Below are 19,842 nucleotides of genomic sequence, written 5' to 3' on the forward strand. Positions count from 1 at the left end.
CTCCCTCGCCACAGGTGTGCCCTGCCTGGTTAAGCAACGCGATACCCAGGCCGGACGATTTTCATGCTCAAGCCACAGGTCAAAACAAACGGCACAACCATCGCAATGATCATCCCGACCACAAACATCGGAATGAACTGCGGGATGATCGAGATGAAACCGGGTAACCCGCCGACGCCAATCGCCGAGGCCTGGACCTTGTTCAGCGACAGGAACATGCAGCCCAGCGCCGACCCCAGCAGGGCGGCGTAGAACGGAAACTTGTAGCGCAGGTTGACGCCGAACATCGCCGGTTCCGTGATGCCGAAGTAAGCGGAAATCGCCGAGGTCGAGGCCATGCTTTTGTCCCGCGCATTGCGGCTCATGTAGAACACTCCGAGTGCCGCGCTGCCCTGTGCGAGGTTGGACATGACGATCATCGGCCAGATGAACGTGCCGCCCTGGGTGGAGATCAGTTGCAGGTCGACAGCAAGAAACATGTGGTGCATGCCGGTGATCACCAGCGGTGCATAGAGCAGGCCGAAAATCGCCCCGCCGACCATCGGCGCCAGGTCAAACAGGGTGACCACGCCTTCGGTGATCAGAATCCCCAGGTGCCGGGTCACCGGGCCAATCACGGCCAGCGCCAGCACACCGGTGACGACGATGGTGGTGATCGGCACTACCAGCAGTTGGATGGCATTCGGTACCCGTGCCCGCAGCCATTTTTCGATGACGCTCATCACATAGGCCGCCAGCAGGATCGGCAGGATCTGCCCCTGATAACCGACTTTCTCGATCTTGAACCAGCCAAAAATATCGAAGTACGGCAGGCTCTGACCATCCAGCCCGGCCACCGCTTTGCCGTAGTTCCAGGCGTTCAGCAGATCGGGGTGAACCAGCATCAGGCCCAGGACGATGCCGAGGATTTCACTGCCGCCAAAGCGCTTGGCCGCCGACCAGCCCACCAGCGCCGGGAGGAATACGAACGAGGTGTTGGCCATCAGGTTGATCAGGCTCCAGACACCGTCCAGCGTCGGGTAAGCCTCAAGCAGGGTTTTGTCCGTGATGAACATGCCCTTGGCGCCGATCAGGTTGTTCACGCCCATCAGCAGGCCGGCAATGATCAGCGCCGGCAGGATCGGCATGAACACATCGGAGAACACCCGCACCAGACGCTGCATGGCGTTGGTCTTGTCGGCGCCCTTCTGTTTCACGTCGGCGATGGTCGAGGCCGCAAGGCCGGTCTGCTGGCGGAGTTCGGCGTAGACCTTCTCCACTTCGCCAGGGCCAATGACCACCTGGAACAAACCACCGGTGAAGAACGAACCTTTGACCAGATCGATTTGATTCAGCGTCGCGCTGTCGACCAGGCCAGGGTCTTTGAGGGCCAGGCGCAGACGCGTGACGCAATGCGCGGCCTGTTCAAGGTTATCGGCGCCACCGAGGCTCTGGAGCAGCTCGCGGGCGATAGTCGGATAATCGTGGCTCATGCTTTTTCATCCACATTGTTTTTTGTTGTTGGCAGCACGCCGAAGCGAAAAGTACTCGTCTGTACGAGTTAAAGCAACAACTCGTACAGACGAGCTTGCTTTTGTTTATCCACGACCCGACCAGTGGCGACATTCCTGACAGTCGTGACGAACCCGACGTCTGCGCAATAGACAAACCGGCACGCGTTCCCTAAGGTTCCTGCCTTGAGCACAACCCGGCCATTCCCATGAGTAAGTACAACCAGATCTACAGCGATCTGCTTGCCAGCATCAGCACCGAACGCCTGGAACGCGGCGCCCGCCTGCCTTCCGAAACCGAATTGATGGACAGCTACCAGGCCAGCCGCGGCACCGTGCGCAAGGCCATCGAACTGCTTCAGGAACGCGGCTTCGCCCAGAAAATCCACGGCAAAGGCACCTTCGTGCTGTCGCCCAACCCGATCGAGTTTCAGCTCGGCGGCATCGTCAGCTTCCAGGAAACCTACCCACGGCTGGGCAACGACGTCAGCACCGAAGTCGTCGAGTTCGAACAGATCCCGCTTCAGGGCGCCCTGCTGGAACACCTCAGCGCCGAAGAAGGCTGCCTGATCACACGGATCAAACGGGTGCGGCGCATCGACGGCAAACGGGTCATCCTCGACATCAACCACTTCGTCGCCGAGCTGATTCCGGGGCTTGATCGCGAAATCGCCGAACACTCGATCTACGCCTTCATCGAGCAAACCCTGCAATTGCAGATCAGCTACGCGCAACGCACCATCGAAGCCGTACCGCGCAGCAAGGACGACCAGCAACACCTGGACCTCGACGGCCAGAGCCATGTGATCGTGGTCAGCAACCAGACCTTTTTGCAGGATGGTCGCCAGTTCGAGTACACCGAATCGCGGCATACCCTGGACAAGTTCTACTTTTCGGACATTGCACGGCGCTGAGCCTGACTCAAGCACTCGCCCTGTCCTGCTGCTTCTATCAGCAACTGACGAGCGCCAGCTACCCAGTGCCTTACAGATGGAACCGATGCCCCTTGAGATAGTGAGCGCCCACAAGCGACCTCTCAAGGAGAGCATCATGGACGATACTCAAGACATACACCTGCCCAACGCCGCCGATGCGTTGGCACTCAAGGCCCTGATCCCGGATCTGGTTGCCGATTGCCCCGATATGTATGCCATGGCGTACCAGGTCGCCAAAGACATTCTCGTTCAGCACCAGATCACCGACATCGAGCCCGACAAGGTCTACTGGCATCGTTTTCGGGCCGCGCAGAGCAGTTCGAAGACCTTTACCGGCTGGCAGCATGTGTTCGAAAAACCCAGGGAGTCGATGACCTTCCCGCAACTGGTCATGCAGCGTTTCAGCGTCCACGACCAGGACAACGCTGACCTGCTGGACACTGACAGCGGCTTCTATCGCGTCGGTGCGCAGGGCGAAAACTACGATGAAACCAACGAAGTTCGCCTGCATGCCAGGGATGCGCTGAAAGCCTTCTGGGACATCAACTTCAGCGACCGCTACAAAACGGCCATCGCGACGTTCTGGGAAAAACACAGTGCCAACTTCCGCGCGCTGGCCAAGTGCACGTTCATCGCCAAAGCCATTGAAGACTACGAGAAGGGATACCTGACCCGCGAACACTTCAGCCTGGTGCTCAGGGCAGCCACCGCAAATGTGAGCAGGCCACTCACCCGGCAAATGCTGCTGGACGAGGCACCATCGGGCAGCGGTTTATCGATTCGCACGTTTTGCATTGATCAGTACGTGTCGACGGACATTTTCAGTATCACCGACGACCGTGACCTGAACATTCTCTACGTTCCAGGCGAACCCAGAGGATTTCACTGCTTTAACAAGGTCGAGGAGCTGCACGAATGGTTGGTCAATGAAGTCAAGGATGACGAAGGCCGTGAGCGCATGCTCATGCACTTCAAACAGGAAGAGCGCGACATTATTCAGGACAAGCCCACTTCACTGGGGCACAAGCTCACCAACTTCACCGGCATTGGCCTGATCATTCATGCGTTCGAGGAGACGGAAACCGAAAACATCGGCCTCACCCATGCCTATGACATATTGCCCGGCGACTATGCCGTCGCAGACCATCATTTGCTCCACTACCGTGGCGAGAAAGTTGTCGGTGATGCGTTCACCCACCTGAGCCGGTCCACCCATGAGCGCATGCTCAGCGACGGCAACTTCCTGCTGCACTCCAACGGCGAGATCCGCAAGCAACTCTGGATCGGCTATCTCAATGCCTTCAGCCACACCTTCGGGCCCATGGCCGCCCTTGCATGGCCCGCAGCACTGGTTGTCATCGGTGCCGGTATCGCCAATGTTGGGCTTCACATCGACCAGGCCATCAACGGCCAGACCCCGGCCGAACGCAAGGCCGCAGTGACTGGCGCCATCCTTGGCAGCGTGGAGGTGCTGTTCAACTTGCCGTTTCTGCGCGGCGCGGGCGAACTGGCTGAAGCGCTGGAGGCTGAAGAGGTACTCACGCCCGAGGAAGCGCTGAACGCAGAGGTTGCAACCGGCACCGTGCCACCGCCAGCCATCGAAGCCATTGCTCCTGGCCCGACCGACGCCGACATCCTGGCCCCTTTTGAAACCAACGAGATTCTTGACGGTTATGCCCCGGTCAGCAACGAAGGCACGTTACGGGGTATTTATCAGCCAGAAACGGGGGGTAACTACATCGCCATCAATGATAGTTTTTTCCAGGTGCGCTACAGCAATGACCTGAAGCGCTGGGCAATCATCGACCCGGTCAACCCCTACTCCTTTTACCGCAACATTCCCGTGCGCCTGAATGAAGCCAGTGAATGGGTCCCTGTCACGCGTCCCGGTCTGGCCGGGGGTGGCAAATTTGCCGATCTGTTTGCCAGGGCCGAGCCGCCACTTCCGGACTTCGATGCCCCGGCGACTGCATACGATGTTCCGCAGGACATCAAGCCAGCCCTCGAACAAGCGGCCAAGGGTATGGCCTCGAAGGGGGATTTGAAGGACGGCTTTATCAATCCCAACAACCCGGACGATGAGCTGGAAGCCTTCAAGAGACTGCGCCGAGCGCTACACACCGACGCCCAGACCTTCTATTCACAACTGCAACTGCCACCCAGGCCGGCTATTCCATCGTTCATCCCGAATGCAAAGCTCAAGGACATCATCAAAACCATTTTCAAGCGGTCGCAGAGCCTGGTCATCGGTGAAAGTCACGCCAGCGTGGGCAGCAAGCAGTTTCTGGTCGAGAACATGAGCGTGCTGCGCACACAAAAGGTCAAAACCCTGTACATGGAGCATCTGCTGACCGATTTCCATCAGGCTGACCTGGACGTCTTCAACAGGACCGGGGTGATGTCCGAGAATCTGGAAAGCTACCTCAAGGACCTTGACGCAGGTTTCTCGACGGACCCCAGCGAACAATTCACCTTTGAACAGGTGGTCAGGACGGCGCAAAAAAACCATATTCGCGTTCAGGCCATCGACTGTCTGGCCAGTTACCGCAGCGCCGGCATTCAGGGGGCAAATATTAACTTTCGGCAAAAAATGATGAATTTCTTCGCCCGACAGGTGATCAGCGCCGACCAGACAGCCAGAGGCACGCACCTCTGGGTGGCATTGGTCGGTAACAGCCACGCCAACACCTATGCCGGCGTGGCGGGGGTCAGTGAACTTGAAGGCAGCATCGGGCTGCGTATTGAAAGCGTGGGCCCGGATGAGCTCGGCGGTATCAAGGTCGACCCGGGGGTAGTCGACGAGCCGCGCCCAGGACAAGCGGCCGGTTTTGCCAAAAATGATTTATTACTGCAAATCCCGACGCCGAACAGCGTGATCCTGGCGCAAAGGCTGGAGGATGGCCTGCCCAGGCCTGGCATGTACACCCTCAGCACCAGTACCGGTGAACCCTTTCTGGTTCATCGCAGCAGAACCCTCACCAACAGAGTCATCACCAGTAACGGCATCATCACCCGTGGCAAACTCGTTCGAACGCACATCAAGCATGATGCAGATGGGTACTACGTCGAACGGGATGCCTGGCAGATCAGCGGTAGGCGCTTTCAAACCACAGAGGGCTTGAGTTCAGCGCTGCACAGAATGGGCATGACCCCCGTCCGGCTACCCGGCGTCTGAAACGCAAAAAGGCCGTGTGAACACGGCCTTTTCAGTTACCTGCGATCAAGCCATCCAGGCCTGCGCGGGATCACTCCCACTCAATGGTCGCTGGCGGCTTGCTCGACACGTCGTAGGTGACGCGGGAGATGCCTTCGATTTCATTGATGATGCGGCCGGAAACGGTTTCCAGCAGTTCGTAAGGCAGGTGCGCCCAACGTGCGGTCATGAAGTCGATGGTTTCTACCGCACGCAGGGCAACTACCCAGGCGTAACGACGGCCATCGCCGACCACGCCAACCGATTTCACCGGCTGGAACACCACGAATGCCTGGCTGACCTTGTGATACCAGTCGGCTTTGCGCAGTTCTTCGATGAAGATGTGGTCGGCGCGACGCAGCAGGTCGGCGTATTCCTTCTTCACTTCACCGAGGATCCGCACGCCCAGGCCCGGGCCCGGGAACGGGTGACGGTAGACCATGTCGTACGGCAGGCCGAGTTCCAGGCCCAGACGACGGACTTCGTCCTTGAACAGCTCGCGCAGGGGTTCAACCAGCTTGAGGTTCATTTCGTCCGGCAGGCCACCCACGTTGTGGTGCGACTTGATCACGTGGGCCTTGCCGCTTTTGGCGCCAGCCGACTCGATCACGTCCGGGTAGATGGTGCCCTGGGCCAGGTACTTGATGTTGTCCAGTTTGTTGGACTGGGCATCGAATACGTCGATGAACGTGCGGCCGATGATCTTGCGTTTTTTCTCTGGGTCGGACTCGCCGGCCAGGTTGTTCAGGAACTGGTCTTCAGCGTTGGCACGGATCACCTTGACGCCCATGTTCTCGGCGAACATGGCCATCACTTGCTCGCCTTCGTGCAGACGCAGCAGGCCGTTGTCGACGAAGACGCAGGTCAGTTGGTCGCCAATGGCCTTGTGCAGCAGCGCGGCAACCACCGAGGAGTCCACACCGCCGGACAGGCCGAGCAGGACGTTGTCGGTGCCGACCTGCGCACGAATGTTGGCGATGGCGTCTTCAGCGATTTTCGACGGCGTCCACAGGGCTTCACACTCGCAGATGTCGAGGATGAAGCGCGACAGGATGCGACCGCCCTGCTTGGTGTGGGTCACTTCCGGGTGGAACTGCACGCCGTAGTAGCGGCGCTCGTCGCTGAACATGCCGGCGATCGGGCAGCTCGGGGTGCTGGCCAGGACGTGGAAGTCTTCCGGCATCTTGGTGACCTTGTCACCGTGGCTCATCCACACGTCGAGGCCGAACAGGCCATCGGCGTCGATGTGGTCTTCGATGCCGTCAAGCAGGCGGCTCTTGCCGACTACGTCAACGCGGGCATAACCGAACTCACGCAACTCGGAACCTTCAACCTTGCCGCCCAGTTGCTCGGCCATGGTCTGCATGCCGTAGCAGATACCGAAGACCGGTACGCCCAGGTCAAACACCGCTTGCGGGCAGCGCGGGCTATTGGCTTCGTGGACGGACTCGGGGCCACCGGCGAGGATGACGCCTTTTGGAGCGAATTCGCGAATCGCTTCTTCATCCATGTCGAACGGGTGCAGTTCGCAATACACGCCGATTTCACGCACGCGGCGGGCGATCAGTTGGGTGTACTGGGAACCGAAGTCGAGGATCAGGATGCGGTGAGCGTGAATGTCGAGGGCCATGATTCAGTCTCGTCTAAGTAATTCGTAAACAGTCGTAATTCAGAAACAACTCGGGGCTGAAAACAGCCCCGGTTACTTAACGTTTTTCTCGAAGCATCAACCTACGCGGTAGTTTGGCGCTTCTTTGGTGATCTGCACGTCGTGAACATGAGATTCCGCCATGCCGGCGCCGGTGATGCGCACGAACTCTGGCTTGGTGCGCATTTCTTCGATGTCGGCGCTACCGGTGTAGCCCATGGAAGAACGCAGGCCGCCCATCAGTTGATGGATGATGGCGCTCAGGGTGCCCTTGTACGGCACACGCCCTTCGATGCCTTCCGGAACCAGCTTCTCGGCACCTGCCGAAGAGTCCTGGAAGTAACGGTCGGAGGAACCTTGAGCCTGGGACATGGCGCCCAGCGAACCCATGCCACGGTAAGCCTTGTACGAACGGCCCTGGAACAGTTCGATCTCGCCTGGCGCTTCTTCAGTACCGGCGAACATCGAGCCCATCATCACGCAGGATGCACCCGCAACGATGGCCTTGGACAGGTCACCGGAGAAACGAATGCCGCCGTCAGCGATCAACGGTACGCCTGTGCCTTCAAGGGCAGCGGCAACGTTGGCGATGGCGCTGATTTGCGGCACGCCGACACCGGCAACGATACGGGTGGTACAGATCGAGCCAGGGCCGATACCGACCTTGACCGCGTCCGCGCCCGCTTCGGCCAGGGCCTTGGCTGCAGCGCCGGTGGCAATGTTGCCGCCGATCACTTGTACTTCAGGGAAATTCTGCTTGACCCAGCGAACGCGGTCGATCACGCCTTTGGAGTGACCGTGAGCGGTGTCGACCACCACCACGTCAACGCCGGCAGCGACCAGGGCTGCAACGCGATCACCGGTGTCTTTACCAGTACCCACCGCAGCGCCGACACGCAGACGACCCTGGTCGTCCTTGCTGGCCAGTGGGTAGGCTTTGGCTTTTTCGATGTCGTTGACGGTCATCATGCCTTTGAGGGCAAATTTGTCATCGACGATCAGCACGCGTTCGATACGGTGTTTGTGCAACAGCTCACGAACATCGTTCTTGTCGGCGCCTTCCTTGACCGTGACCAGACGCTCTTTAGGCGTCATCACTTCACGAACGGTGGCGTCCAGACGGTTTTCGAAACGCACGTCACGGGAAGTGACGATGCCGACGAGGTCGCCATCGTGCAGCACCGGAACGCCGGAGATGTTGTGCAGGCGGGTCAGTTCGAACAGTTCGCGCACCGTGGCTTCAGCCTCGATGGTGATCGGGTCCTTGACCACGCCGGCCTCGTACCGCTTGACCTTGCGCACTTCGGCAGCTTGCTGCTCGATGGTCATGTTCTTGTGGATGATACCGATACCGCCTTCCTGAGCCATGGCAATGGCCAGACGGGCTTCAGTGACGGTGTCCATGGCGGCGGAAACCAGTGGAATATTCAGCTCGATGCCACGGGTAAGGCGGGTTTTGAGACTGACTTCGTTAGGAAGTACCTCGGAATAACCAGGCACTAAAAGAATGTCGTCGAAGGTCAGAGCTTCTTGGCTGATACGCAGCATCGCGGGGGCTCCCGAGCGGGAAAATGGAAGCGCGCCATTATACTCAGACACCCCCGAAGGCGAAAGGTAAAACTCTGTCTATTATTGATGCGGTCGATCGACGGGTTTTTTGCTACACAAATCCCGTAGGGGCGAGGCTTGCCCGCGAAGGCATCGACTCGGTGTATCTGATGTAGCGCAGCGATGCCTTCGCGAGCAAGTCGGGCGCCGCACCGCTCGCGCCTACAGTTACAGTTCGACTTTGACCCAACTCACGGGCAGGTCCAGCCATTGGGCGAACTCGTCGATAAAGCTCTGCTTGAACCCGGCCTCGAGCCAGTTATTGAAGATAAAACCCAGGTTGGAAAAGCCGCATTCCTGCAAAAACAGAAAACCGTTGATGTCGTCTTCATGCCCGCATTCGGGGCAGGTGAAGTTATCGGTGCGCCCCGGCATCCAGTCTTCCAGGCTTTCAAACAGCGCTTCGCCGATTTCCTTGCGGCACTCGGCGCAACCGGCTTCTTCGAGAAAGCCCCTGGACGGCGTATAGATGCAGCGTTTTGTGATGATCTCCAGCCCGTTGACCGGCTGACCGAATGGCAGCGCGTCGGGGTGCAGCACCACCGCCCGCGCACCGGGCGCGATGGCGTGGGCCATGCGATTGCCGGTACGTCCGCAGGTGGTCAGTTCCTCTTCAATGATGTTCTTGCGCACCAGCCACCGCACAATCGCCCGCGCCCGGGGCTCATGCACCGGCAGAGTAGAGATTTTCGGAACGATGATGCTTTGCGAATTCATGGTGCAAGCCTACTGCGTCAAAGGGATTTTTCTGCGGCGTGCCAGCGAAGGCGTCAGAACGGCCGGGCAGCTTAATCCCTGACACGCACAGGTCAAGTACTCAAATAGCGCCCTATCAAGGCAATCCCGCTGGCCAGCACCAACCAGGTCACCAAGCGCACAAAGGCCTCGCGCGACAGCCTCATCGTCAGGCGACGACCGACCCACAACCCCAGCGCCATGGCCGGCAACAAACACACCGCCAGTACCAATAAGGGTAGCTCGCCGTAGACACCCGCGATGACGAACAGGCTCAAGCGCACCACCGTGCTGCAACTGATCAGCGCACTTTGGGTCGCCCGGGCCGCGTCCTTCGGCAAGCGACTGTTCAGGTAGATCGCATACAAAAAACCACCGCTGCCGAACAGCGCCCCGAACATGCCTCCCACCGTGCCCATCGGCACCGCCCAACCCGCCGCCAATTGAGCCGGCCGGGCTTTCACCCCCAGGCTGTAAATCGCATAAACGCTGATAAACAGCCCCATCAACAACAGCAACAGGTCGGACTTGAGGTTCAACAGAAAGATCACCCCCAACGTACAACCGACCGCCATGCACGGCAGCAGCCGCAGCAGTTCGGGCCTGGCCACGTCCCGTCGCGAGGGCAGCAGGTTGCCGAACGCCGCGACAAAATCCAGCAACACCAGCAGCGGCACGATCTTCGACAGCGGCATGAACAGAATCAGAATGGGCCCCGCCACCAGCGCCGTGCCAAAACCGGCGATGCCGAACACGACGTAAGCCAGAACAATCCCCACGCCGATCACCAGCCAGTCCACAGTGCCAAACGGCCATTGCTGCAACAGTGCGACAACACTCATCGGTCAACTTCCTGAATTCATGTGAGATGACTTTAGCCAGCCGCGAGCCTTGCGACTAATATCATCAAAGTCGCTCACTCATCTCGAAAAGGCATGACTCGTGATCTCAACCCGCCAACTGCGCTACTTCGTCGAAATCGCCGAAACCGGCAGTTTCAGCGCTGCCGCCGAACGACTGTTCGTTGCCCAGTCGGCCTTGAGCCGACAGATCAAGGACATGGAAAGCCAACTCAATACCCCGCTGTTCGAGCGCACCGCTCGCCAGCCAAAGCTGACCGCCGCCGGCGAAGCCTTTTACCCTCGGGCCAGAAACCTGCTGAACGAACTGACCAAGGCCAGCGAAATGGCGACCCTGGTGGGCAATGGTCAATTGGGCACCTTGCGCTTGAGCCATTCCAGCACCGTCCCCATGAGCGGCCGGCTGCTCAGCGCCATCAGTCGCTACCTCGATCACTGCCCCGGCGTCTCGATGGACATCGCCAAGCGCTCATCCGAAGCACAACTTGAAGCGCTGGCCGAAGGACGTGTGGATGTCGGGCTGCTGCGCTTGCCAGTGCTGCGCCAGCGCGAAGGGGTGCAAATTGTGCCTCTGTATAGCGAGCGATTGTTGCTGGCCGTTCCGCCGAAGCATCGACTGGCTGTGGATAAGCCCACTCAAGGCATCGATCTGGCGCAATTAAAGGATGAAGCGTTTATCTCCATTCCTCACCCGCAACGCGGTGGGTTGAGTTATCTGTCCGCCGAGCTGTGCATGCGCCAAGGTTTCTTCCCCAAGGCTGCTCGCGTGGTGTCGCGCAAGACCACACAGCTGCAATTGATCCAGGCAGGCTTCGGCATCGCCCTGCTGCCGGAATCGATGCAGGACATCGCACCGCCCGACATCCACTTCCTGCCCCTGACGGGCACCGATTGCCACAGCACCGTGGCCCTCGCCTATCCGCAAAATCCCACGGCGCTGGTCCAGCAATTCATCAATACCTTCACAGGTCCCTGTGGGAGCGAGCCTGCTCGCGAAGGCGGTTCACGATTCAACATCAATGCCGACTGACACACCGTTTTCGCGAGCTGGCTCGCTCCCACAAGGATTTTCCTGGACGCATGGAGATTGATCACCGAATGCCTTTAAACTGCGCCCCATGATTAAAGATCCCTTTGCAAGACTCGGCCTGGACCGCGAAGTCCTCACGGTCAGCCAGCTCAACGGCCGCGCGCGGGTGTTGCTCGAAGACGTGTTCAGCAACATCTGGGTCGAAGGCGAAATCTCCAACCTCGCCCGACCGGCGTCCGGCCATGTGTATTTCACCCTCAAGGACAGCGGCGCCCAGGTGCGTTGCGCCCTGTTCCGCCAGAACGCGGCGCGGGTCCGTCAGGCGCTGAAAGACGGTCTGGCCGTCAAGGTGCGCGGCAAGGTCTCGCTGTTCGAAGGCCGTGGCGATTACCAACTGATTCTCGACACTGTGGAGCCGGCCGGTGACGGCGCACTGCGCCTGGCCTTCGATGCCCTGAAAGAAAAACTCAGTGCCGAAGGACTGTTCAGCGCCGAGCGCAAAGTGCCGCTGCCGGCTCACCCGCAACGCATCGGCATCATCAGCTCGCCGACCGGCGCGGTGATCCGCGACATCATCAGCGTGTTCCGCCGCCGCGCCCCGCAAGTGGAACTGACCCTGATCCCCACCGCCGTGCAGGGCCGCGAGGCTACCGCGCAGATTGTCCGCGCCCTGAAGCTGGCCGATGCGCGCGGTTTTGACGCGCTGATCCTGGCCCGTGGCGGCGGTTCGCTGGAAGACCTCTGGTGCTTCAACGAGGAAGCCGTGGCCCGCGCCGTGGACGCCTGCGTCACGCCAATCGTCAGCGCCGTCGGTCACGAAACCGATGTCTCGATCAGTGACTTCGTCGCCGACGTCCGGGCCCCGACGCCCTCCGCCGCCGCCGAACTGCTGGCCCCGGATTCCAGCGACCTGGTGCGCCGGGTCGAAAGCCTGCATCGGCGTTTGGTCATGCGCATTCGCGACCGCTTGATGCGCGACCGTCTGCGCCTGGAAGGCCTGTCACGCCGCTTGCGCCATCCCGGCGAACGCCTGCGCCAACAAGCGCAACGTCTCGACGACCTGGACATGCGCATGCGCCGGGCATTCGAACGCAGCCTGGCGGTACGCCGCGAGCGCTTGATTCGCCTGGAGACCCGACTTGCCGGGCAACATCCAGGGCGCCAACTGGCGATGCTCCGTCAGCGTCTCGACGGCCTCGCCGAACGCCTGCCGCGTGCTATGCGCGAAGGCCTGAAGGCCCGGCGCCTGCAACTGCAAAGCCAGATGCAAACCCTGCACGTGGTCAGCCCACTGGCGACCCTGGGCCGGGGCTACAGCATTTTGCTGGACGAACGCGGCAACGCGATCCGCAGCGCCGAACAAACTCACAATGGCCAACGCCTGAAAGCCAAACTCGGCGACGGCGAATTGCAGGTGCGGGTCGAAGACAATCATCTGACGCCTGTCACCCTCTCTTTACTGGATTGATCCATGCCGCGTTTTCTTAGCTCCCTGCTGTTGCTTTGCCTGACCTTCAACGCCCATGCCGACAGCTACATCACCCGCCTGCTGAACAAACCGGTGCCGGGGGGCGTGGCGGTGGTGAACCTGGGCGCTTCGGCCCAGTCGCCCAAGGCCAGCTATCAAGGCAAACCGGTGTTGGTGGTCAAGGAACAAAACGACTGGCTGGCGATTGTCGGCGTGCCACTGGCCGTCAAACCCGGCAGCCAGCAATTGAACAGCGGCGGCCGCAATCTGAACTTCGTGGTCGGCAACAAGAAGTACCCCGAACAGCACATCACCTTGAAGAACCCGCGTCAGGTCAATCCGAACCCGGCCGACCTCAAACGCATCGACGGTGAGCTGGCCGAGCAGATCCGTGCCTACCGCACGTTCAGCCCGAACACCCCGAGCAACCTATTGCTGGACAAGCCGGTCAATGGCCCGCTGTCGAGCAAGTTCGGTGTGCGCCGGTTCTTCAACGGCGAAGAGCGCAACCCCCACGCGGGCCTGGACTTCGCGGTGCCCGCGGGCACGCCGATCAAAACCCCGGCAGCCGGCAAGGTGATCCTGATCGGCAACTACTTTTTCAATGGCAATACCGTGTTCGTCGACCACGGCCAGGGCTTCATCAGCATGTTCTGCCATATGTCGAAAATCGACGTGAAGGTCGGGCAGCAACTGGCTCGCGGCGGCGTGGTCGGCAAGGTCGGTTCCACCGGTCGCGCTACCGGACCGCACATGCACTGGAACGTCAGCCTGAACGATGCACGGGTGGACCCGGCGATTTTCATTGGCGCATTCCAACCTTGAATATTCGCTGGGGCTAATGGCCTCATCGCGAGCAAGCTCGCTCCCACAAAGACCGCACAAAACCAGTGGGAGCGAGCTTGCTCGCGATGGCGATTCCAGCATCGCCCACAATTTCAAGATTGCCGACCTTCAAACATCGACGCAATCAAAGACGCAAGATCTCAAATTCAGCGCCATAAAATCGCGCAATATCCTGCCAAAGAAGAACTTATCTCAAAGTTTTTCGACTGCTTGCCATCTTTCACCCTCGCGGTTAGGGTTGAAGGCATGAAAACCTCTCACACCCTCATTCAGCTTCGCCAGCACCGCAGCCTGTGCCTCGTCAGCGCACGACTGCCAGGCTGAATCGCGGTGCCTCGTCTCCTGTTTTACCCCACACAGTTTTGATCCACCGGCAGGCCGCCTCTTTTCGGCCCACACAATAAGGATTACCCGATGAGCATGCTCAAAGACCCGTCTTCGAAATACCGCGCGTTCCCGACCATCGATATTCCGGACCGCACCTGGCCGTCGAAGACCATCACCGCCGCGCCGATCTGGTGCAGTTCCGACCTGCGCGACGGCAACCAGTCGCTGATCGAGCCAATGGACGCGGTGAAAAAGCTGCGCTTCTGGAAAACCCTGGTGTCCGTCGGCGTCAAGGAAATCGAAGCGTCGTTCCCGGCCGCATCGCAAACCGACTTCGACTTCGTGCGCACCCTGATCGAAGACGGCCACATCCCGGACGACACCACCATTCAAGTGTTGACCCAGGGCCGTGAAGACCTGATCGAGCGCACCTTCGAATCCCTTCGCGGGGCGAAAAAAGCCATCGTTCACCTGTACAACGCGACCTCCCCGTCCTTCCGCCGCATTGTCTTCAACCAGGACAAGGAGGGAGTCAAGGCCATTGCGGTGAATGCCGCCAAGCTGTTCGTCAAATACGCCTCCCAGCAGCCTGAAACCGAGTGGAGCTTCGAATACTCGCCTGAGACCTTCAGCGCCACTGAGCTTGAGTTCGCCAAGGAAGTCTGCGACGCGGTGATCGAGGTCTGGAACCCGACGCCTGAGCACAAGGTGATCCTCAACCTGCCGGCCACCGTCGAATGCGCCACACCGAACATCTATGCCGACCAGATCGAGTGGTTCGGTCGTCACATCAACCGTCGTGACAGCGTGATCATCAGCCTGCACACCCACAACGACCGTGGCACCGGCGTTGCCGCCACCGAGTTGGGCCTGATGGCCGGTGCCGACCGCGTCGAAGGCTGCCTGTTCGGCAACGGCGAGCGTACCGGTAACGTCGACCTCGTCACCGTGGCCCTGAACCTCTACACCCAGGGCATCAACCCTGAGCTGGATTTCTCCGACATCGACGGCGTGCGCAAGGTCGTCGAAGAGTGCAACCAGATTCCGGTGCACCCACGTCACCCGTACGTCGGCGATCTGGTCCATACCGCATTCTCCGGCTCCCACCAGGACGCCATCCGCAAGGGCTTCGCCCAGCAGAAACCGGACGAACTGTGGGAAGTGCCTTACTTGCCGATCGACCCGGCCGACATCGGCCGCAGCTACGAGGCCGTCATTCGCGTCAACAGCCAGTCGGGCAAGGGCGGCATCGCGTACCTGCTGGAACAGGAATACGGCATCAACTTGCCGCGCCGCATGCAGATCGAATTCAGCCAGGTCGTGCAGCGTGAAACCGACCGCCTGGGTCTTGAGATGACCGCACAGCAGATCCACGGCCTGCTCCACAGCGAGTACTTGCAGGCCAACACGCCGTACGCGCTGGTCAGCCATCGTCTTCAAGAAGAAAACGGTCACAGCGCCGTGGAAGTGGAAGTCTCCGGCAAGGGCCAGGGCGAAACCAACCTGCACTGGCGCGGCAAGGGCAACGGTGCACTGGAAGCACTGGTGGCCGGGCTGCCTATCCCGGTGGAAATCATGGACTACAACGAACACGCCATCGGCGCGGGCACCAATGCCAAGGCGGCGGCCTACATTGAACTGCGCGTGAACGGCGAACGTGCGGTGCATGGCGTGGGCATCGATGAAAACATCACCACCGCCAGCTTCAAGGCCCTGTTCAGTGCGCTGAACCGCTCCCTGAGCCAACCGGAAGCGAAAGCGGCGTAAACACCGTCACTGAAATGCAGAAGGCCCCAAGGTGCGAACCTTGGGGCCTTTTTGTTTGCCTGCTGTTTATGCGTGGCAGCCAGTCCGCTATCGCGAGCAAGCTCGCTCCCACAGGTTTTTTGGGTGTACACAACATCTGTGTTCACACAGGTCCACGTGGGAGCGAGCTTGCTCGCGAAGAGGCCACGTCAGACAACAAAGATCTCAGGTGAACTCGAAGGTATCGGCATCCAGGTTCGCTGGAAACCGCGTGCGATAAGCCGCCAGTTCCGCAGCGTCCAGCACCACCTGAAACACGCCATCCGCCTCACCGGCGCTGAGCAATGTCTCTCCCTGGAAATCCAGTACCTGACTGTCACCGGTATAGGCGAAGCCCTTGCCATCAGTGCCGATACGATTCACTGCCGCCACATAGCACAGGTTTTCGATGGCTCGCGCCGGCAACAGCCGATTCCAGTGCTGACGGCGTGCGCCCGGCCAGTTGGCGGTGTACAGCAGCAGATCGGTGTCCTGAGCATCGCGGCTCCACACCGGGAAACGCAGGTCGTAGCAAATCAGCGGACGAATCCGCCAGCCCTTGAGTTCGAACTGCACCTGACGCTCACCCGGCGTGTAGTGATTGTGCTCGCCGGCCATGCGAAACAGATGGCGCTTGTCGTAATGCCAGACTTCACCGTCCGGCCGCGCCCACAACAAGCGGTTGCGATGACTGCCATCGGCCGCCTGGACGATCACACTGCCGGTGATCACCGCATCGAGCCTGGCTGCCTGCGCCCGCATCCATTTGCTGGTCGGACCGTTTTCCGACTCCGCCAGGGTTTCGGACTCCATGGAAAACCCGGTGGTGAACATCTCCGGCAGGATCACCAGGTCAGCGCCTCGCGCCTGCTCCAGCAATTGCTCGAAATGCTCGAGGTTGGCCTGCCGGTCATGCCAGGCCAATGTGGTCTGGACAAGTGCGACGTTCAGATTGGGCAAGGCACTCAGATCACGCATAGCTTTTCCGCTGCCTGACGCAGCGTCTCCTCACGCTTGGCAAAACACAGACGGACCAGGCGCTGCCCTGCCGGTGGCTCCTGGTAGAACACCGAGATCGGAATCGATGCCACGCCGTGCTCACGGGTCATCCAGATAGCCATGTCGACGTCATTCAGGTCCGGGCGAATCTGCGAGTAATCCACCAACTGAAAATAGGTGCCAGCGACCTTGGTAAAGCTGAACCGGGACGACACGAGCAAGTCGCAGAACAGATCACGTTTGGCCTGATAGAAACCCGGCAACTCTTCGACATGCTCCGGGTGCTCGGCCATGTAGTCAGCCAAGGCGTATTGCAGCGGCGTCACACCGCAAAAACTGACGTACTGATGCACCTTGCGCAATTCGGCACTGAGGGCCGGCGGCGCGACCACATAACCGGTTTTCCAGCCCGTGACGTGGTACGTCTTGCCGAACGAACTGACCACGAAGGCGCGTTGATACAGTTCTTCATGGGCCAGCACGCTGACATGTGGCACGCCGTCGAACACCAGGTGTTCATACACCTCGTCGCTGATCAGGTAGAGGTCGCGGTCACGAATCAGCGTCGCCAACTGGTCCAGATCAGCGCGGGAAATCAGCGCCCCGCTCGGGTTGTGCGGCGTGTTGAGGATGATCATCCGCGTGCGCGGCGTCAGTGCGTCAGCGAGTTTCTGGAAGTCGATGGCGAAGTCGTTCAGGCCCAGTTGCACATGCACACATCGACCGCCCGCCAACTGCACGGCGGGCTCATAACTGTCGTAGGCCGGGTCGAAAACAATCACTTCATCGCCGCTGTGAATCACGGCGGCAATGGCGCAGAAAATCGCCTGGGTCGCGCCAGGGGTGATGGTCACCTCGCTGTCGGCATCGACGTGGGCGCCGTAGCTGCGGGCGATTTTTGCCGCGACTTGCTGGCGCAGCGCCGGCAACCCGGTCATGGGTGAATACTGGTTATGGCCATTGGCAATGTGCCGACCGACCGCATCGCGCAGGGCTTGCGGGCCATCGAAATCAGGGAACCCTTGAGACAGGTTCAGCGCACCACTCGAAGCCGCGAGCTGAGACATTTGGGTGAAGATAGTGATGCCGACATTCGGCAGCTTGCTGGTGATCATCGGTGGTTCCCTACTGAACACCCGGCTCTACGGCGGCGCGGGAGATCCCGAGGATAGCTTAAACGCCAGACACGAAAAAGGGCGCCATAGGCGCCCTTCTTCTAATACAGCTACCACATCACCTGTGGCGAGGGAGCTTGCTCCCGCTGGGCCGCGAAGCGACCCCAAAACCTGAAACCAAGGTTATTCAGGTAGAACGCCTCTGCTGATTTTGCAGCTGCTTTGCAGCCGAGCGGGAGCAAGCTCCCTCGCCACAGAAGCCCATCCCGACGGGACGAGCCGGCGCACCAATCAGCGCTTGTCGCGGCGCTTCTTGTCGGCTTTCTTGTGGTGCGACATCAAGCGGCGCTTCTTGTTGACCTGACGGTCGGTGAGCGTGTTCTTGTTGGCTTCGTACGGGTTCTCGCCACCTTTGAACTCGATGCGGATCGGCGTACCGACCAGCTTCAGCACACGGCGGTAAGTGTTTTCCAGATAACGCACATAGGACTTCGGAACGCGCTCGACCTGGTTACCGTGGATCACGATCAGCGGCGGGTTCGCACCACCCAAGTGAGCGTAACGCAGCTTGATCCGGCGGTTGTTGACCATCGGCGGTGCGTGCTCGCCAACGGCGTCTTCCAGGATCTGGGTCAGACGGTTGGTCGGCCAACGAGTGATCGCCGACTTGAACGAGTTCTGTACCGACTGATACAGGTTGCCCACGCCAGTGCCGTGCAGGGCGGAGATGAAGTGGATATCGGCGAAGTCGACGAAGAACAGACGACGCTCCAGCTCGATCTTCACGAAATCACGCTCGGAAGGCGTCATGCCGTCCCATTTGTTCAGCGCGATAACGATTGCACGACCGGTTTCCAGGGCGAAGCCCAGCAGGTTCAGGTCGTGGTCAACCACGCCTTCGCGGGCGTCCATCACAAAGATCACCACGTTGGCGTCTTTGATCGCTTGCAGGGTTTTGACCACCGAGAACTTTTCGACTTCCTCGTGGATCTTGCCGCGCTTGCGCACACCGGCGGTGTCGATCAGCGTGTACTTCTCGTCGTTACGCTCGAACGGGATGTAGATACTGTCGCGGGTGGTGCCCGGCTCGTCATACACGATAACCCGGTCTTCACCGAGCATGCGGTTGACCAGGGTCGACTTGCCGACGTTCGGACGACCGATGATGGCGATCTTGATGCCATCTTTTTCGCTCGGGCCAGGAATCCGTACGGCTTCTTCGCCTTCGGCGACGTCAGCGTTGAAATCCTCTTCTTCGGTGTCACGCGGGAATTCGCCAAGGGCGGCTTCCAGCAATGTGTTCACGCCGCGACCTTGCGCACCGGCAACGCCGATGGCGTGGCCCATGCCCAGCGGGGCGAATTCGGCGCGGGCCATTTCAGGATCGATGTTGTCGATCTTGTTGGCCACCAGCAGGGAGCGTTTGTTGCGCTTGCGCAAGTGCTCGGCAATCATCTGGTCGGCGGCGGTGAAGCCAGCCTTGGCGTCTACCAGGAACAGAACGACATCGGCTTCTTCGATGGCCAGCAGCGACTGCTCGGCCATCTTTTCGTCCATGCCGTGTTCGTCACCGGAAATACCACCGGTGTCGACCAGGATGTAGGAGCGCCCTTGCCACTTTGCCTCACCGTATTGGCGGTCACGGGTCAGACCAGAGAGGTCGCCGACAATGGCGTCGCGGCTTTTGGTCAGGCGGTTGAACATGGTGGACTTGCCGACGTTCGGTCGGCCCACCAGGGCGATTACGGGAACCATGCGGCTCTCCACTTCGTTATTTCAGAAAATACAAAAGCCGCTGCGAGG

The 19,842-nt window shown here is 59.9% G+C and carries 14 protein-coding genes; 6 read left to right on the forward strand and 8 right to left on the reverse strand.

The window, feature by feature from the left end; all coding sequences use genetic code 11:
- Window positions 1-29 precede the first annotated feature (29 nt).
- Window positions 30-1,472: a PTS system trehalose-specific EIIBC component gene (gene treP / locus AABM54_RS20660; RefSeq protein ID WP_347901831.1), complete on the reverse strand. Its 1,443-nt coding sequence runs from the start codon at window positions 1,470-1,472 to the stop codon at window positions 30-32.
- A gap of 227 nt (window positions 1,473-1,699) precedes the next feature.
- On the opposite strand from treP, the gene treR reads away from it, so the two are divergent.
- Window positions 1,700-2,404 (forward strand): trehalose operon repressor, encoded by a 705-nt coding sequence (gene treR / locus AABM54_RS20665; RefSeq protein ID WP_347901832.1) that lies wholly within the window; start codon window positions 1,700-1,702, stop codon window positions 2,402-2,404.
- 136 nt (window positions 2,405-2,540) lie between these two features.
- Entirely contained in the window at window positions 2,541-5,600 is a 3,060-nt protein-coding gene (locus AABM54_RS20670; RefSeq protein WP_347901833.1) for a membrane-targeted effector domain-containing toxin, read from the forward strand.
- 70 nt (window positions 5,601-5,670) lie between these two features.
- On the opposite strand, the gene guaA is transcribed toward AABM54_RS20670, so the two are convergent.
- The 4 genes from guaA to AABM54_RS20690 all read right to left on the reverse strand — a co-directional run bounded on the left by guaA (window position 5,671) and on the right by AABM54_RS20690 (window position 10,451).
- Window positions 5,671-7,248 (reverse strand): glutamine-hydrolyzing GMP synthase, encoded by a 1,578-nt coding sequence (gene guaA, locus AABM54_RS20675; protein WP_347901834.1) that lies wholly within the window; start codon window positions 7,246-7,248, stop codon window positions 5,671-5,673.
- A gap of 96 nt (window positions 7,249-7,344) precedes the next feature.
- Window positions 7,345-8,814 carry an IMP dehydrogenase gene (gene guaB, locus AABM54_RS20680; RefSeq protein ID WP_347901835.1) on the reverse strand — a complete coding sequence of 490 codons (1,470 nt, stop codon included), beginning with the start codon at window positions 8,812-8,814 and terminating at the stop codon, window positions 7,345-7,347.
- A 228-nt stretch (window positions 8,815-9,042) separates the two neighbouring features.
- Entirely contained in the window at window positions 9,043-9,591 is a 549-nt protein-coding gene (locus tag AABM54_RS20685; RefSeq protein WP_347901836.1) for a sugar ABC transporter ATPase, read from the reverse strand.
- A 92-nt stretch (window positions 9,592-9,683) separates the two neighbouring features.
- Window positions 9,684-10,451: a sulfite exporter TauE/SafE family protein gene (locus AABM54_RS20690; protein ID WP_347901837.1), complete on the reverse strand. Its 768-nt coding sequence runs from the start codon at window positions 10,449-10,451 to the stop codon at window positions 9,684-9,686.
- A gap of 100 nt (window positions 10,452-10,551) precedes the next feature.
- Between AABM54_RS20690 and AABM54_RS20695 the strand changes: the two genes are divergently transcribed.
- The 4 genes from AABM54_RS20695 (at window position 10,552) to leuA (ending at window position 15,907) form a co-directional block, all read left to right on the forward strand.
- Complete coding sequence (locus tag AABM54_RS20695) at window positions 10,552-11,499, forward strand: LysR family transcriptional regulator (RefSeq protein WP_347901838.1); 948 nt, start codon at window positions 10,552-10,554, stop codon at window positions 11,497-11,499.
- An 88-nt stretch (window positions 11,500-11,587) separates the two neighbouring features.
- Window positions 11,588-12,967, forward strand: a complete 1,380-nt coding sequence (xseA, locus tag AABM54_RS20700) for an exodeoxyribonuclease VII large subunit (protein ID WP_347901839.1) — start codon at window positions 11,588-11,590, stop codon at window positions 12,965-12,967.
- Window positions 12,968-12,970: 3 nt separating this feature from the next.
- Window positions 12,971-13,792 carry a peptidoglycan DD-metalloendopeptidase family protein gene (locus AABM54_RS20705; protein WP_347901840.1) on the forward strand — a complete coding sequence of 274 codons (822 nt, stop codon included), beginning with the start codon at window positions 12,971-12,973 and terminating at the stop codon, window positions 13,790-13,792.
- Window positions 13,793-14,227: 435 nt separating this feature from the next.
- Window positions 14,228-15,907 carry a 2-isopropylmalate synthase gene (gene leuA / locus AABM54_RS20710; RefSeq protein WP_347901841.1) on the forward strand — a complete coding sequence of 560 codons (1,680 nt, stop codon included), beginning with the start codon at window positions 14,228-14,230 and terminating at the stop codon, window positions 15,905-15,907.
- 204 nt (window positions 15,908-16,111) lie between these two features.
- Here the strand turns inward: leuA and AABM54_RS20715 are convergent, their stop codons facing one another.
- From AABM54_RS20715 to der, 3 genes are all read right to left on the reverse strand, one after another.
- Window positions 16,112-16,903, reverse strand: a complete 792-nt coding sequence (locus tag AABM54_RS20715) for an amidohydrolase (RefSeq protein ID WP_347901842.1) — start codon at window positions 16,901-16,903, stop codon at window positions 16,112-16,114.
- Window positions 16,891-18,039, reverse strand: a complete 1,149-nt coding sequence (locus tag AABM54_RS20720) for a pyridoxal phosphate-dependent aminotransferase (RefSeq protein WP_347901843.1) — start codon at window positions 18,037-18,039, stop codon at window positions 16,891-16,893. Before AABM54_RS20720 ends, AABM54_RS20715 begins: the two co-directional genes overlap by 13 nt.
- A gap of 291 nt (window positions 18,040-18,330) precedes the next feature.
- Entirely contained in the window at window positions 18,331-19,794 is a 1,464-nt protein-coding gene (gene der / locus AABM54_RS20725) for a ribosome biogenesis GTPase Der (protein ID WP_347901844.1), read from the reverse strand.
- Window positions 19,795-19,842 lie beyond the last annotated feature (48 nt).

Origin of the sequence: Pseudomonas purpurea (assembly GCF_039908635.1) — a bacterium.
GTDB classification, from domain to species: Bacteria; Pseudomonadota; Gammaproteobacteria; order Pseudomonadales; family Pseudomonadaceae; genus Aquipseudomonas; species Aquipseudomonas purpurea.

Excerpts from the sequence above, each read along its gene's own strand:
- treP (WP_347901831.1), bottom strand. The coding sequence starts at position 1,472 with ATGAGCCACGATTATCCGACTATCGCCCGCGAGCTGCTCCAGAGCCTC.
- treR (WP_347901832.1), top strand. The coding sequence starts at position 1,700 with ATGAGTAAGTACAACCAGATCTACAGCGATCTGCTTGCCAGCATCAGC.
- AABM54_RS20670 (WP_347901833.1), top strand. The coding sequence starts at position 2,541 with ATGGACGATACTCAAGACATACACCTGCCCAACGCCGCCGATGCGTTG.
- guaA (WP_347901834.1), bottom strand. The coding sequence starts at position 7,248 with ATGGCCCTCGACATTCACGCTCACCGCATCCTGATCCTCGACTTCGGT.
- guaB (WP_347901835.1), bottom strand. The coding sequence starts at position 8,814 with ATGCTGCGTATCAGCCAAGAAGCTCTGACCTTCGACGACATTCTTTTA.
- AABM54_RS20685 (WP_347901836.1), bottom strand. The coding sequence starts at position 9,591 with ATGAATTCGCAAAGCATCATCGTTCCGAAAATCTCTACTCTGCCGGTG.
- AABM54_RS20690 (WP_347901837.1), bottom strand. The coding sequence starts at position 10,451 with ATGAGTGTTGTCGCACTGTTGCAGCAATGGCCGTTTGGCACTGTGGAC.
- xseA (WP_347901839.1), top strand. The coding sequence starts at position 11,588 with ATGATTAAAGATCCCTTTGCAAGACTCGGCCTGGACCGCGAAGTCCTC.
- AABM54_RS20705 (WP_347901840.1), top strand. The coding sequence starts at position 12,971 with ATGCCGCGTTTTCTTAGCTCCCTGCTGTTGCTTTGCCTGACCTTCAAC.
- leuA (WP_347901841.1), top strand. The coding sequence starts at position 14,228 with ATGAGCATGCTCAAAGACCCGTCTTCGAAATACCGCGCGTTCCCGACC.
- AABM54_RS20715 (WP_347901842.1), bottom strand. The coding sequence starts at position 16,903 with ATGCGTGATCTGAGTGCCTTGCCCAATCTGAACGTCGCACTTGTCCAG.
- AABM54_RS20720 (WP_347901843.1), bottom strand. The coding sequence starts at position 18,039 with ATGATCACCAGCAAGCTGCCGAATGTCGGCATCACTATCTTCACCCAA.
- der (WP_347901844.1), bottom strand. The coding sequence starts at position 19,794 with ATGGTTCCCGTAATCGCCCTGGTGGGCCGACCGAACGTCGGCAAGTCC.